At 65.3% G+C, this 13,740-nt stretch carries 15 protein-coding genes; 6 read left to right on the forward strand and 9 right to left on the reverse strand.

The features are described 5' to 3' along the window. Positions 1 to 90: 90 nt before the first annotated feature. The 5 genes from HNQ61_RS09675 to HNQ61_RS09695 all read right to left on the reverse strand — a co-directional run bounded on the left by HNQ61_RS09675 (position 91) and on the right by HNQ61_RS09695 (position 3,599). Entirely contained in the window at positions 91 to 783 is a 693-nt protein-coding gene (locus tag HNQ61_RS09675) for a hypothetical protein (protein ID WP_170035745.1), read from the reverse strand. Between the two features lie 121 nt (positions 784 to 904). Further along, positions 905 to 1,333, reverse strand: coding sequence for a hypothetical protein (locus HNQ61_RS09680; protein ID WP_170035746.1), 429 nt, complete (start codon positions 1,331 to 1,333; stop codon positions 905 to 907). Between the two features lie 563 nt (positions 1,334 to 1,896). Further along, the gene (locus HNQ61_RS09685; RefSeq protein ID WP_170035747.1) at positions 1,897 to 2,544 is read right to left on the reverse strand and encodes a hypothetical protein; all 648 of its coding nucleotides are present in this window, start codon (positions 2,542 to 2,544) and stop codon (positions 1,897 to 1,899) included. Between the two features lie 255 nt (positions 2,545 to 2,799). After that, on the reverse strand, positions 2,800 to 3,081 hold the full coding sequence (locus HNQ61_RS09690) for a hypothetical protein (protein ID WP_170035748.1): 282 nt from the start codon (positions 3,079 to 3,081) through the stop codon (positions 2,800 to 2,802). Between the two features lie 65 nt (positions 3,082 to 3,146). Next, complete coding sequence (locus tag HNQ61_RS09695) at positions 3,147 to 3,599, reverse strand: hypothetical protein (RefSeq protein ID WP_170035749.1); 453 nt, start codon at positions 3,597 to 3,599, stop codon at positions 3,147 to 3,149. Between the two features lie 186 nt (positions 3,600 to 3,785). Here HNQ61_RS09695 and HNQ61_RS09700 point away from each other — a divergent pair, with 186 nt between their 5' ends. The 6 genes from HNQ61_RS09700 (at position 3,786) to HNQ61_RS09725 (ending at position 9,578) form a co-directional block, all read left to right on the forward strand. Continuing rightward, complete coding sequence (locus tag HNQ61_RS09700) at positions 3,786 to 4,835, forward strand: nucleotidyltransferase domain-containing protein (protein WP_170035750.1); 1,050 nt, start codon at positions 3,786 to 3,788, stop codon at positions 4,833 to 4,835. A gap of 44 nt (positions 4,836 to 4,879) precedes the next feature. Then, positions 4,880 to 6,586, forward strand: coding sequence for a ThiF family adenylyltransferase (locus tag HNQ61_RS09705; RefSeq protein ID WP_338088114.1), 1,707 nt, complete (start codon positions 4,880 to 4,882; stop codon positions 6,584 to 6,586). Then, positions 6,583 to 7,080 (forward strand): Mov34/MPN/PAD-1 family protein, encoded by a 498-nt coding sequence (locus tag HNQ61_RS09710; RefSeq protein ID WP_205761687.1) that lies wholly within the window; start codon positions 6,583 to 6,585, stop codon positions 7,078 to 7,080. The genes HNQ61_RS09705 and HNQ61_RS09710 overlap by 4 nt, the downstream gene beginning before the upstream one ends. Positions 7,081 to 7,083: 3 nt before the next feature. Further along, positions 7,084 to 8,226: an SAVED domain-containing protein gene (locus tag HNQ61_RS09715; protein WP_170035752.1), complete on the forward strand. Its 1,143-nt coding sequence runs from the start codon at positions 7,084 to 7,086 to the stop codon at positions 8,224 to 8,226. Between the two features lie 7 nt (positions 8,227 to 8,233). Then, on the forward strand, positions 8,234 to 8,500 hold the full coding sequence (locus HNQ61_RS09720) for a hypothetical protein (protein ID WP_170035753.1): 267 nt from the start codon (positions 8,234 to 8,236) through the stop codon (positions 8,498 to 8,500). A gap of 79 nt (positions 8,501 to 8,579) precedes the next feature. Continuing rightward, entirely contained in the window at positions 8,580 to 9,578 is a 999-nt protein-coding gene (locus tag HNQ61_RS09725; RefSeq protein ID WP_170035754.1) for a nucleotidyltransferase domain-containing protein, read from the forward strand. 121 nt (positions 9,579 to 9,699) lie between these two features. Here HNQ61_RS09725 and HNQ61_RS09730 read toward each other — a convergent pair whose 3' ends face one another. The 4 genes from HNQ61_RS09730 to HNQ61_RS09745 form a co-directional block, all read right to left on the reverse strand. Continuing rightward, a complete protein-coding gene (locus tag HNQ61_RS09730; RefSeq protein WP_221305261.1) occupies positions 9,700 to 10,284 on the reverse strand; it encodes a hypothetical protein in 585 nt (194 codons plus the stop codon). 84 nt (positions 10,285 to 10,368) lie between these two features. After that, on the reverse strand, positions 10,369 to 11,166 hold the full coding sequence (locus HNQ61_RS09735; protein WP_170035756.1) for a hypothetical protein: 798 nt from the start codon (positions 11,164 to 11,166) through the stop codon (positions 10,369 to 10,371). A 1,180-nt stretch (positions 11,167 to 12,346) separates the two neighbouring features. Then, the gene (locus tag HNQ61_RS09740; RefSeq protein WP_170035757.1) at positions 12,347 to 13,582 is read right to left on the reverse strand and encodes a CHAT domain-containing protein; all 1,236 of its coding nucleotides are present in this window, start codon (positions 13,580 to 13,582) and stop codon (positions 12,347 to 12,349) included. Next, entirely contained in the window at positions 13,575 to 13,724 is a 150-nt protein-coding gene (locus tag HNQ61_RS09745) for a hypothetical protein (RefSeq protein ID WP_221305262.1), read from the reverse strand. The genes HNQ61_RS09740 and HNQ61_RS09745 overlap by 8 nt, the downstream gene beginning before the upstream one ends. Positions 13,725 to 13,740 lie beyond the last annotated feature (16 nt).

Below are 13,740 nucleotides of genomic sequence, written 5' to 3' on the forward strand. Positions count from 1 at the left end.
CCACCGGCGCCACGCGCTCCGGCGGCGACGGAGGCGCGTCCGCGAACAGGTCGAGCACGCCCGTGCCGCACCGCGCCCGTGCGCGCCGCCTCACCGGGGGCGGAACTGGAGCGCGCGGCGGAATCGGTCGCGCATCCCGGCGAGCCACTCGACCACGTCTGCGCCGCTCAGCGGGTCCTCGCCGCCCAGCTGCGGCCAAGCCGTCACGCATTCTCGCGCGAGATCCCAGACCGTCTCGACGGCTGGATCGAGCGCCGCGGGCGGTTCGATGGCGGCGGCCACCGCCGCCTCGCGGGCGGCTCCGGGGTCCGCGCCGGCCGACAGGGCGGCGACGTAGCGGTCCACCGCGTCGGCGGCCACGCAGCCGCGCAGGAGAGCCCGGTTCTCCCGCGCGGCCTCTGCATGGACGGAGTCGGCGCCGCGCCGAGCGCCGATCGCCTCCTGGACGAGCGCCCACGCCTCGCCCAGTGCCCGCCGCGCCTGCGGCGTGAGCCCGTCGTTGATGTTCAGCACCGCGAAGGCGACGTCCGCCTCGTCGCAGGCGGTGAGGGCGAGCCCGAGGAGTTCCAGCGGAGGCGTCTCGGCCGCCTCCGATCCGTCGGGCGAGAAACCGCTGGAGAGCGCCGCCAAGCAGAGGCGGGCGAACACGGGGCGGAGGGCGTCCAGGGCAGGGTTCCCCGACGCGGGGAATTCCGCGACCGGCACCTCCGCCTCCGCAGTGCGGGCGAGGATGCGCGGGCCGCGCGCCAGCCGGAAGCCCGGCGGTGTGGATGAAGAAGTCATGGACGTCAGGAGCGGGGAGATGGGTGGGTGCGGTCGCGGCCGGCGAGGTTGCAGGCGCGGAGCTCGACCACCCGCCGGCAGATCTCCGGCGGCGCGGCGATGGTGCGCACGGGCCGGATGGCTAGTTCAGGTCCGTCCCCGTGCCGCGGGACCCGGGCAGGGCCTTCAGCCGCTTACCGGGCTCGGGCTGCGGCGGCGTGATCAGGAACCCGCCGGAAATCGGCTGGACGTCGGGCAGCAGCGTCACCGAGCCGCACGCCTCGAAGCGCTCGCCGCGGAACTGCAGGGTCTCGCCGTCGGCGTTCACGATCACCCCGTCTTCCACCGGCTGGTCCAGCAGCGGCGACGGCGCGGACTCCGGGGCGGCGGTCTCCTCGATCAGCAGCTTCACGGTCTGGTCGTGCAGCACGTACAGGATCCGCGGGTCGAGCCAGAGCTCGGTGCGACCGTCGCTCGGCAGGATTCCGATCCCGACCTGTGTCGGATGGTAGCGGACGTCGTGATGGCTTTGGTCCGCCAGCAGCAGGCGGCCGACGGCGAGCTCGATCACGCTCCCGACGGCCGGGGGAGCGCCGGGGAAGATCTGGAGGAACTGGTCGCCCGCGTGGCCGCTGGCGCGACTCCAGGATGCGGAGCGCGATGCGGACGTTCCGCCCCTCCAGCGCACGCAGGGCGTCCAGGTCGAGGTGGACGCCGCGCTGGACGCGCTCCTCGAAGTCGCTGGGCGCGAGGAAGAAGGTGCCGTAGCGGCCGGACCGGCGCTCGCTGGAGCACCAGGTGAAGATGCCGGAGCCGATGGTTCGCATGTCGGGGATCGTCGAGAGGGTCACCGCTGAGCCGGTGCGTGGGCCGCCCGGGGGATTTTTCCTCACGTTCTCCCGCCGGGGCGGGCGCCGCCGCGCCCGGACCGACGCTCCGCGGTGGCAGCGCTACGCGGCGAGAGTGCGTCACCCGCGGCCCGCGGCGGACTCGCGTCGCCGCCGGGAGCCTCGCTACGGTCCTCCGCGGTCTCCGCGACGGTTGGTGCGGTCGCGGCCGGCGATGTTGCGGGCGCGGAGAAGCAGATGGTCAGCTTGCCTTCCATCGCGATTCCGAGCGGCGGTCCGGGCCGGGTCAGAGCATGTCGAACAGGTCGAACACGGCCGCGATTCCGTTCAGAAACGCGATGATGGGAAGGAAGAAGCCGGTGATGCCGGTGATGAAGAGGATGCCACCTTCGCCGGGCATTCCGGCCGCCATGGTGGCGATGACCGGCAGGAGGAACGCCCAGATCAGGTAGGCGGCCGCTCCGCGGCTGGCGTGGCGCAGAAACGACCGCACGGGCGACCGGGCGCCGGTTGCATCGACCTCAACCGAGACGGAGAAGGACTCGGCCTCCTCATCGTCGTCATAGTCGTCCTCGTCGTCCCGGTCCTCGTTCATGTCGCCGCCTGCCGGACCACCGGGTCGGGCCGCCAGCGCGTTGCGTCCCGTCTCAAGCAGCGCTTGCAGCCTCTCGACCGTCGCTCGGGCGCGCGCGCGGACCTCGGCTTCCGCCGCCTCTGTGATCACCTCCTCCAGGCTCGCTTCATAGGTGCAGAGCACGCGTCCCGACCGGTCGATGACCTTGGCCTGAGGCGGAGGCTGTGTACCGCCCTCCGTCGCGTGCAGTACCAGCTCGTCCTGCACGGGGAAGTGGACGGGCACCCCGTCCCACATGATGATCGGCTGTCCGTTCTTCGACCCGGGCAGCAGCTTCGCGCGGTTCTGGTTTCCCGACATGACGGCGTTCCTGGGTTGTCTCGTGAACGGGCGGCGGGTGCCTCCCCGGTGAGGAGGGCGGAGGAGATGTCCCCGGAGGCGGATCCGCTTGCCACGTTCTCCCCGGACGGGCGCCGCCGCGCCCGGCCCGCGGCTGCGGGACGGAGCGAGTCGAGGCGGGATGGCTTCAAACCGGGGGAGGGGTAAAACGTCGAACCGCCCAGACCTCAGGGGTCCGGGCGGCGGGGCGGGTCTCACTTCAGGCGGGGGGCCTCGTCATTCCTCCAGATTCTCGCAGGCCCACGCGAGGATACCGGCCCACCATCGCCAGATCATGTCCACTGCGATCGCGGCGAGGCTGAAGCTGTGTGTCTTGTCGTAAACGACTCGGGCGAGCGCGCCCAGCAGCAGGATGTTGATCGTGAGAAGGGCCTGTGTGTCTCGAGCAAACGACTTCGGGGCGGCTGCCTCCCACAAGGTGTTCAGAGCGACGGCAGCGACCCAGAGGCCAACGAGGGCCGCGGCATGGTCGAGCCACTCGAGCGGCTGGTTAGGCACCTGAAGAGACGCGTTGCCTCCGGTAGAGGGTCGTGAGTGGTTCGTCGGGGCCGGGTTTACCCGACTCACCGCTGCCCGTCACGACCACCAAGGATGCGGGGCGGATCATGGCGGGCTGGGCGGGTCGGAGGGGGAGTGCTGTCGCTGGACTGATACCCCGCACCTCCCGGCCGGGGCTGGTCGGGGGTGCCGGACGCGGCGGCGTGATGGCCGTCCACGCGGAAGCCGACCAGCGGAACCTGACCCGCCGCCAGGCTCTCGGAGTCGCCGGGCCGGACGTCGCCGCACCCCTGTACGCGGCCCAGGAGGCGCACGTACCGGCTGACGGCGTCCTGCGCCGGCAGGACGCCCTGCACCCGGAACTGGAGCGGGGCGCCCGGCTCCCCCGCCTTCAGCTCCACGCCTTCCAGCCACCCGTGCTCGGGGAGCGCTTCACCTTCCCCATTCTCGCCGGGGGGGCGCGGCCCGCACGCCGCAGGTGATCGATTACAGTTGTACACCTGTACGAGTGTATACATTGACGCGCTGAGTGCCCCTGCCTAGATTCGGAGTGCCCGTGGAAGGGTCCGATGTCGTGGTGATCGTGTGAACGTTGGTTGGCGGGGTCCGGGAACCTGCACGATGCGAGGCCACCGCGAGTCCCGTGTGCAATCCGGTACACGGTGTATTAATTCGGGAACTGGGGCCGATGAAGGAGCGAGCAGATGGCGAACGTGCAGAAGCAGTTCGAGGAGTTCGACGGGAAGATCCGCCTCGGCCGATTCGATGAGAACGCGACTCTGCGCGAGAAGCGGGACATCATCCGCAGGAAGCTGGATAGGAAGCTGCCCGACGTTTTCAAAGATCACGGTGAGGAGTGCCCCGAGTACTTCTACCGTGACCAAGGCAGCTACGACGTTGGAACTGGGGTCAAGCCGCTGGATAGCGACTACGACATTGATCAGGGCTTGTACTTCGAGGTGAGCACGGGGGAGTGGGACCCAGTCATCCTCAAGAAGCGTGTCTGGAAGGCCCTCGACGGACACACGGACGAGGTGCGTATCCGCCGGCCGTGCGTCACGGTCCAGTACCATGAGGCCGGGGAACCGGTCTATCACGTGGACATCGCGGTCTACGCGAACGCTAACGGCGACGGGAAGGCGAGGCTTGCGGTGGGTCGCGAAAGTACCCCCACCGAGAAGCGGAAGTGGGAACTTTCGCACCCCAAAGCGCTGAAGGAGAAGATCCGGGAGCGGTTTCCCGATGCGGACGACCGCAAGCAGTTCCGCCGCGCAGTGCGAGCACTCAAGCGGTGGAAGGACAAGAAGTTCTCCTCCGACGGCAACGCCGCGCCCTTGGGCATCGGTTTGACGGTGCTCGTGTACGACGATCTGCAGGCCACGTACTCCGATATCTTCGCTAGGACGCCCGACGATCTCCAGACGTTGCGCAAGCTGGTCGAAGCGGTGCTCGGACGGTTCAAGCCCGTGTGGGATGCCGAGGAGGAGAAGCTAATGCGCCGCCTTACCGCGACCCTTCCGGTGGAGCCCTTCAACGATGTCTTCGAGCAGATGTCCAACAAGCAGATGGAGACGTTTGAGGACAAGCTGAAGCGGTTGAAGGAGGCGCTGGATTTCGCCAGCGATGCCGTGGACCCCCACGATGCGTGCAAGGAGCTCCGGAAGCAGTTCGGTGATGACTTCCCGGTTCCCGAGAAGCAGGAGACGGCGAGGTATCACGCGCCGGCAATCGCCACCTCGGCGAGTAGCGCCTGAGCGTGCGGAAGGGAAGGGAGTACCTTGAGGCGGTGTTGCGCGAGGTGGGCGAGGGGGGAGTCCTCCTCACCCCCCGCATCCTTGCGCCCGTAGGTGGATACGCGGCTGCACTGGAGGGGGATGTCAGGGTTGGTCCCCGGCGGGTGAAGCTGCGTATCTGCCTGCTGGACTCGTTCCCCGGATGCCTGCCCCACATCTACCTCATGCCTTGGAATGCTCTCGGGTTCATTCCGCATGTGCGCGAAGGGGACGGGTACATCTGCTTCCTCGATCCGGAAGGTGTGATCCTGGATCGGGCTCGCCCGGCCCAGGTGGTGACGGAAAGCCTGCGGCGTACGATCCACCTGCTGGAGGCGGGATTCGGGAAGACAAATCAGGCCGACTTCGTCGACGAGTTCGAGGCGCACTGGAGCCGCATGCCGGGTGCGACCTGGCTGTGGAGTATTCTGGAGCCGGAGACGTTCGTGCGTTCTGTCGCCGTCGTGGAGACGGACAACGCGATGCCGTTCGTGGCCGCCAACGAAAGCGCCCTCTCTGCGTACTGGAATGGGAACACGGTGCCCAGTCCCCGGAAGATCCGGGGTGCGGTGTACCTTCCGCTCGAGCCCGGTACGCTCCTCATTCCACCCCGTTCCAACGGCCCGATGTGGTCGGTGGCTGAAGCGCGTGAGAAGCTGCTGGGCGCGTTGTCGGAAGAGAACCGGCGTCTAGCCACGTCCTTGATCGGTTCTAGGAAGTACACCGGGGCGCAGGACGTGATCGTCGGTCTTCCCCGGCCCTCGGGTGGCTTCAATCTGTTCGGGGTCCGCCTCCCGGCCGCCGACGGCCTGCATCCGCTGCTGTCCTCCAGTTCTGCTGGCGCAGTAAGCCCGCTCGCTTTGCTCCGCTTGGAAAGACCGTTCCTCGTTCCCCGCGGGGGAGCTGATAATGGCCTCGCATCCAAGCGTGTCCTGCTTATCGGCTGTGGCGCGGTTGGTGGACACGTCGCGCTCGAGCTGGCACGTGCCGGAGTGCTGGAGCTGACCCTGGTGGATTCGGACGTGCTGCACCCGGAGAATACGTTTCGTCACGTTCTGGGCAGGCGGTACTGGTTCATCAGGAAGGCTGAAGCGCTCAAGCAAGAGATCCAGGCGAATCTGCCGTACGTGCGTGTGCGTGCGTTTACCGACTCCATCGAATCGGTCACGTCCAGCGGACTCATCGATATCGCAGCATACGATATCGTGATTTGTGCATTGGGTGCTCCAACGTTGGAGCTGCTCCTGAATGAGCAGCTCCACCTCGCTTCCCGGCGAGTGATCTTCACCTGGGTCGACCCGTTCGGGATCGGGGGGCACGCGCTCCTGGCGGGCAACGCGCCGGGTGGTGGCGGCTGCTTCTCGTGTCTGTATACGGACCCTGGAGCCGCAGATGCTGGCATTGTCAATCGGGCATCGTTTGCCGTCGCGGATCCCGCCAAGCCGTTCGGACGAGTGCTTACCGGGTGCGGGAACCTTCATACTCCGTACGGCTCTCTGGATGCTGTCCGAACAGCCAGCCTTGCGACACGCTTGGCGATCGACGCCCTGACCGGCAAGGAGCCGGGCAACCCACTCCGCTCGTGGAAGGGAGATCCAGCGGCATACCTCGATGCCGGATTCGAGCTTTCGAAACGATTCGCCGCGAGTGACGATCAGCTTGACCGGCTGCGGTACGAGTACCGGGTTTCTGCCTGCCCGGTGTGCAGCGTCGATCAGGGGAGGAACGGTTGACCGCCGCTGGCGGTGACCCCGGCGCGCTCACGTATGCACGCCATGGAGGAGGGCGCCTGCACATCAGCCGACAAACAGCGGCGGTGCTGAGGCAGCATGTTCAGGATTCGCGTGAGAAGAGGGAGGCCGGGGGAGTCCTGCTCGGTCGCCACATCTTGCACACGGCCGACGTAGTAGTGGACGGCGTGACGATCCCCTTGCCGGGCGACCAGAGAGAGCGTTTCCGATTCGTCCGCGCGCGGCAGCGCCATCAGGAGGCAATCGATCGGGCTTGGCGCGAGAGCGGGGGAACGTGCACGTTTCTGGGTGAGTGGCACACTCATCCGGAGCGCCACCCTTGGCCGTCCGGCGTCGATCGGCAGGACTGGCTGCGCAAGCTCCGGGAGGATGCATTTACGGACTGGCTCTTCTTCGTGATCGTCGGGATGGAAGAGATTCGCGTGTGGGAGGGTGCACGCAACGGAAAGGCTGTATTTCACCTGGCTCAGATCTGACCGATGTCAATCACGACGATTCCGCAGAAGGCCCGGTTCGAGGTGTGGCTTCGTGCCGGCGGGCGCTGCCAGTATGCGGGATGCAACCAGGCGCTCTGGAGAGATGATCTCACGCTCCAGCGTATGAACAGATCCTACCTGGCGCACATCGTCGCGGATTCCGCCGACGGGCCGCGAGGTGATCCTGAGCTTTCCCACAAGCTCAATGCGGATCCGGCGAACATCATGCTCCTTTGTGACACTCATCACAGGCTCGTCGACGTGGAGGACGTGGCGGGGCATCCGGCCGAACTGCTTGTCCGGTACAAGCGGGAGCATGAGGAGCGGATCGAGCGACAGACCGCGATCCAGACGAACCGGCGCACCGAGCTTCTCCTGCTGAGCACTCGGATCGCTGACCGGCAGGGCTTGGTCAACTTCGAGCAGGCGCGGGAAGCCGTTGTCGCAGAGGAACGTTATCCTGCGTCGGATCTCGGGATCAGGATCGAGCTTGCCTCACTGGATGTGGATGAATCGGATCCCGTGTACTGGACGCTGGTCCCTCAGCTGATCGACCGCAAGCTCCAGCCATTTCTGTCCAGCCTGGAAGGCCCGACAGGATATCCTATCAACCACTTATCGATTTTCGCGCTTGCTCCGATTCCTGTGCTTATCTACTTAGGTAAGACCGTGGGAGATGTAATCTCCGGCGACGCCTTTCAGCGGCACCGCAACACGAACCACTGGATCTGGCAGGAGCTCTCGGACATCGGATTCAACTACACGGTCCTGCGTCCCGAATCTCTCGATGCTGAGGTCTGCAAAGTCGCGGTAAACCTCTCTTTGTGTGGCACCATCCATCCAAGCGAGATCGAGCGGGCGGTGGGGGAGTCGTTGCCCACGTACACCATGACCATTGCCCAGCCGCGGCCCGACTTTCTCAAGGCGAAGGAGCAACTCGAGTTGTTTCGCAACGAATGGCGGCAGCTCCTGGGAACCCTCCGTGAGCAGCACGGTGAGAATTGCGAGGTACACCTGTTCCCTGCGGTTCCCAACGCCATCGCCGTCGAGATTGGTCGTTCTCTGCTTCCCAAAGTCGATCCGCGGCTGGTGATCTATGATCCCGGGAAGATGCGGAGCGGCTTTGCACCCACTCTCACTTTCTGAAGCTCCGATGGCCGAACCGAAAGTATTTACGCTCGTGCGCCATGTCGATGAGACGGGCGTAAGTGGGACCGGTCGTATCCTCGACGGCGTGATCTTTCACACGGACCAGGTCGTGGTCTGCTGGCGCTCGGATCTGCGCTCCGACAACCCAGGGCACAGCAGCATCGCGATCTACCCGTCTTGGGAGGCATTTCTGGAAATCCACGTTCATCCCCACGGGCCCGGGGCCGCGGACGTTCAGTTCCAGGATCCCGGGTCGTCTTCAGGTTGCTGACGGGAGCCGGGGGGTGAGTGCCCACGACCCTGACAGTTCCGGAACTGCTTCCGTCCTCTAACCCAGGCTCTCTTGATCCATGGCAGATGTGCAAGCGCAGATCTTCGCCTTTCACGAGGCGATCAAGCTTCGCCGCTATGACGAAAATCAAACCCTGCGTGACAAGCGGGATGTCATCCGTCGGCGATTGGATGATCGGCTGCCAGCCATCTTCGAACGCCGGGGTGAGGAATGCCCCGACTACTACTTTCTCGATCAGGGCAGCTACGCGGCCAATACCGGGATCGTGCCGCTGACCGGGGACTTCGACATCGATCAGGGACTCTACTTCGATGTTGATGAGAGTTGGGATGCAGTCGCTCTGAAACAGCGGGTGCGAGACGCCTTGGCGGGACATACGCACGGCGCTCCGGGAAGGGCGGGAGTGCGGATTCGCAGGCCGTGTGTAACCGTCCAGTACCATCGGAACGAACGCCCGGTGTACCACGTCGACTTGGCCGTTTACGCGGACTCCAGAAACTTCAGAGATGGCCTGCCGCGCATCGCGATGGGGAAGGAGCATTCGGGGCCCGGAAACTCGGGCTGGGAGGTAGCGGACCCGCGCGGGCTCCACGAGTGGATCACGTCCGCTTACCGGGAGGATGACGGAAGGCAGTTCCGGCGTGTAATCCGCTATTTGAAGCGGTGGAAGGATGAACGGTTCGGGGTGACCGGAAACGCTGCTCCTCGGGGTATCGCTCTTACGGTCGCCTGTCACGAGTTTTTCGAACCGGTGTACCGGGCGCGCGATTGGCCGGACGACTTGGCTGCTCTCCAAGGCGTAGTAGGCGGGATGTTGGAGCAATTTCATGATCGCCCAGGCGCATGGTTCTTTGGAAGCCGGTGGCGGGTCGATATTATGCTACCCGTCGTACCTGATACGAACCTCTGCGGGATGATGACCTCCGAGCAGGTCTATGCTTTCCGAACCAAGCTGCAGCGCCTGGATGGGGCCCTTGCAACTGCGCGTCGCGCGCGAACCGAAAAACGGGCAGGGGAGGCGTTGCAGCGGGTCTTCGGACAAGGCTTTCCCGTGTAACACTTGCTGAAGGAACAACTTATTGGTTGGGAGATGGAGAGCGGCGGGTCCGGGGCCTCGCACCGGGAACTGTCGACAGACTGCGGACCTCTGGGCACTGCTTCTGTTGACCCCTCTGTATTCACTGGACTGCCGCGTAGACGTACTCGCGGCCGCCCCCAGAAACAGGGCGCTGTTCGACGCGCCGGGCGAGCCCCAGCTTTGCGAGGTTAGAAAGGCGGTTTGTCGCGGCAGCAATGGCAGAAAGCCCCAGATCGTTCAGGACCATGCTGGCGGTGGCGGTGGGTTTGCTGGCCAGGTAGTCGTACGTGGTGCGTACGGCTGGATCAACCGCCCCTCGAGCCTTCGCCCCCTCATCCTTTGATCGTTCCACCGCAACGAGGGATTCTCCCGCCAACATCACCTCGACATTGTAACGGCTTTCCCCGAGATCGCCGAGAACAAGGAACCTCTCCGTGAGTTCACCGCCCGTGATGCGCAAAATTGCACGCCGAAGCAGTTGTCGCGCGGCTTCGGAAGAGATGCGCACGCCGGAGAAGTCCACCGTGAGAAGTGTGCCGGGGGGTTCACGCTCGAGCCGCTCAAGGAGGGCCAGTTCCGCCGTTTCCGTATCTGCTCTGGTGAAGAGCGATCGACCGCGAGTATGCTCGCGCACCCGAAATACGGGAGCGTCTCGGAAGAGTGCTGTCGCTTCTAGTTTGTTCATGTGGGTAAGTGTACGCGCAAGCGATCCAATTCGTCAACGCAACGAGTTGATTCGGCCATTCGACAAAGTTTGGGGAGCTCCTGGTCAGGGAAGCCGCAACTCGATACGGACCTGTGTTCCCGCCCCATACGTCAGCCGGTGAACTTTGTAGCTCTCCGGATCGGTGCTGCTGAGGCGGATGAGAGCTGACCCGCTGCGCAGAGTAACCTCGGACGACGTCTCCTCCAACAGTTTTTTGATTACACGTGCCATCCCGCCTCCGCCGGAGTCCGTTTCCCCTTCGGTAGTTTTGCGACCGGAGAGCTGTTCCCGGATTACGGCCCGGGTAACTCCAGCATCCGAGAACCAAGTCAACCACGCATGGCGTGGGTGCCGGAGCACCGCGGCGGGTATGCCGATTCCGTCATCCGCGATTCCGACTTGAAGGACGGCCGGTCGGCGCCTCGGCAGCACGAACGCCGCTGCGGCAGCGTGGGAAGAACCCGCATGAGAGAGCACGTTGTGCAGCAGCTCGATCGCGGTGCCCATCATCGCCAAGGTTGCCCGCCTTGGCGCAGCATGCGCCTTCAGGGTATCGGAAAGCCCGTCGCAGAAGTTATCCACGCTCTCATTGGCAGATCCCGAGAAGGCGGCCGCCTGCGCGCAGCAGTGCAAGATGCTTCTCTTGCTTGCGGTGGACGGTACCCACTCCAGCCCGCCACATCCGTCTAGGATTCTGCTTCCGTTCACGGCGGAACGGGTGTCGGTAAATTCAGGTTCGATGATAATGATCCGCACCGCGTGCTCGGCGAGCCGCCGGGTGACAACACCGAACAGCGCGAGGCCTTCCGCCGAACAGTTGCTCACGCCGGACCAGTCGAGGATCAGTACCTTGGGACCCACCCCGGCTGGCGGCGCGAAAAGGCGTTCCAGTGCGTTGCAGAGCGCCCCATGCGCTCGGGCATCATCGGTCGCGAGACCTCCGAGCCGCAACCACAGCCCTTTCCCTGCCCGGGACCAAGGCACAAACGATTCGCGTAGCGCGACAATGGATTGGAGCTGGAGGGTGGGCAGGGGGCCCGTGCCTATGGGATTGTGGGGCGGCATGCTTTTCCAGCGAGGAGGATCCAGAGTGGCTTGCGCTAGCCTTGCATTCGTCGTCGGCCAGGACTTGGATGATGGAGATAGCTATGTGAGAGGAGAATGGTCAAGCATATCCGCTGGCGAACATGGCACCCAAGAATGCGACACTTGCCTGTTCGACCCTACGTTCAGGATCGGTGTGGACTCTCACATCCGTCGCCACCCGGTGGATGAGATGGAGGCGGCCTTCCGGGGGCTGCCCTCGCAGACCCCGCCTGCCACTTCAGATTGAACTCGCGGCTGACCTGCGGGCCGACCAGCTATCCGGGCACGCAGCAGTGATCTGGTACTGGATCCGGTGGATGGATTGGACTGGGCCGCTTAACGGTTCACGGAAGGGCAAGAAGCACGGCGAGGTCGTGGACCTGGATGTGGAACTCCGGGCACCGGTCGATGCAGCGCTGTCCTCGGGCTACCTCGGTAAAGCGGAACCCGTACCGGAAGGGGATGATCGAGGATTGCTACCTATTCCCCGGCGCATGTCCCACCGCCGCTCCAATGGCGAAGCGTGCGGCGCCGCTCTCGCTCGCAGCCACCGATCCTTACCAGCATCATCACGTCATACTTCTCGTCGGCGTTCCAAGATGGTCACTACTCCGGAAGCCGCGCAGGAGCCGGCGAGAGGGAGCCAGACCCGGCTACGCTGACTGCGGGCCGGGGTGACCGCCGGTCTGTCTGTCTGGTAATCCGCATCACGCTTTACCGCCCGGTCGCGCACTTGGCGGACAGCGCCGCGCCCGGCACCGATCCAGACGGCAGATTCGCTGGCAGATACGATCCCGGTACGACGAAACCCGTATGTCCGACCCGCGGGTCGAGGAGCGTGCGGGCTGCGGGCGTTGCCCACGCCCACTCCCCGGCCTGGACTTTCATGGACTTCACCCCTCTCCACCCCAGGCACCGCGCGACCGGGGAAGCGACCGCCGGCGCCAGCGGACAGCTACACGACAAGCTGATCGTCGCTGGAGAGAAGAACGACGAGATCGCTGAGGTCTTCACCGTCCGCCTGGCTGCGCGCCACCCCCAATTGATACGCGAAGGGCACGTCCTTCCCGGCCGCGATCGCCTTGTAGAAGCCGGTCGAGAACGCCACGGCCGCCTTGTCGGGAATCATGGCACGCGTGCCGATCACGTATGGAATGTGCTTTCCGATGGCGCGCGCCTGCGGTTCGGACCAGCACGCGTTCAGCACCACGCAGCTTACCGTCTCCCGGAACAGCGCGAACAGGCTCGCGAGTGCCTTGCCGGCAACCAGGTGCGGATTGCCGGCGGCATCCCGCAGCACGACGCCTTCCGCCGAGCCGTGCCCGGAGAAATGGACGATCGTGGGCGGGGCGTCCAGCATCGACTGCATCACCTCGTCGATCGATGCCGCCATGACCGCCGTGAGTTCCAGTCGATCACGTTCCTTGGCCAGCCGAAGGTTGTTCTTGATCTGGCTCAGCTCCCGCTCCAGGTCCATCGGTGCGTCGACGGAGTTGGCGGCCAAGAAGAGGATGTGGATCCTCTCCGGCCCAGCGCCGTGGAGCTCCGTCGGCGTCCGCGCGGCCGCGTCAGCCGGCGGCGCTCTCCAGACAGCCGGGGGAGAGGTGACGACGTCGTGTGCGCCGGCAGCTGCGCGATCGCCCTTCGCCGGTTCCGCGCCTGTGAGATCCGTCCTCTCCAGCAGGGAGTCCAGGAATTCCAATCCGGGATAAACGGCCCGGGCTGCCACGATGACCGGTGGGAGGATGGACACCGGGTTGTCGTGCGTGTGAATCCGCCGATTGCGCGCGTCGATGGCCCACGACACCGATACGCCGCCGCTCCCCACCGCGTGCGAGATGCGCGTCTGCCGCGCGATGAAGCGGGCCATCGACTCCGGGCACCCTTCGGAAAAGACGAAGCCCAGCAATCCGTTGGGATTGCGGCCGCGCGGCTTGAGGTTCAGGGTGTGCGGCAGCCGCCGGACGAGATCGAAGAACTCGTCGCGAAGCCGCACCACCTCACCCTCCGTCATCGCGTCCGCATCGCACATCGCCACCAGGTCCACGCCCGCCGCCGAGGTGTGGAAGGCCAGAAACTGGAAGCTGGCGAACTCGGGATTGCGGGAGAGGTGGTGCGCCGCCCTCTCCCGGACGAGGTACTCGCCCAGGCGGCGGCTAGCACTCGGTGCCTGGTGCATGGTTTCAGGCATCACGGGGCGGAACGGAGGTTTCGTCTCTGAGGGTCGGCACAATCTCGAGGCGCCTGATCCCTGCCGCGGCCAATCTTCCCGAGGGCATCGCAGCCAGCAGCCGCCGGATCTGCTCGTCCGTCACGGCAACCGTGGTCTTCATGCTTGCGAGCTCCCGG

It is taken from the genome of Longimicrobium terrae (assembly GCF_014202995.1).
GTDB classification, from domain to species: Bacteria; Gemmatimonadota; Gemmatimonadetes; order Longimicrobiales; family Longimicrobiaceae; genus Longimicrobium; species Longimicrobium terrae.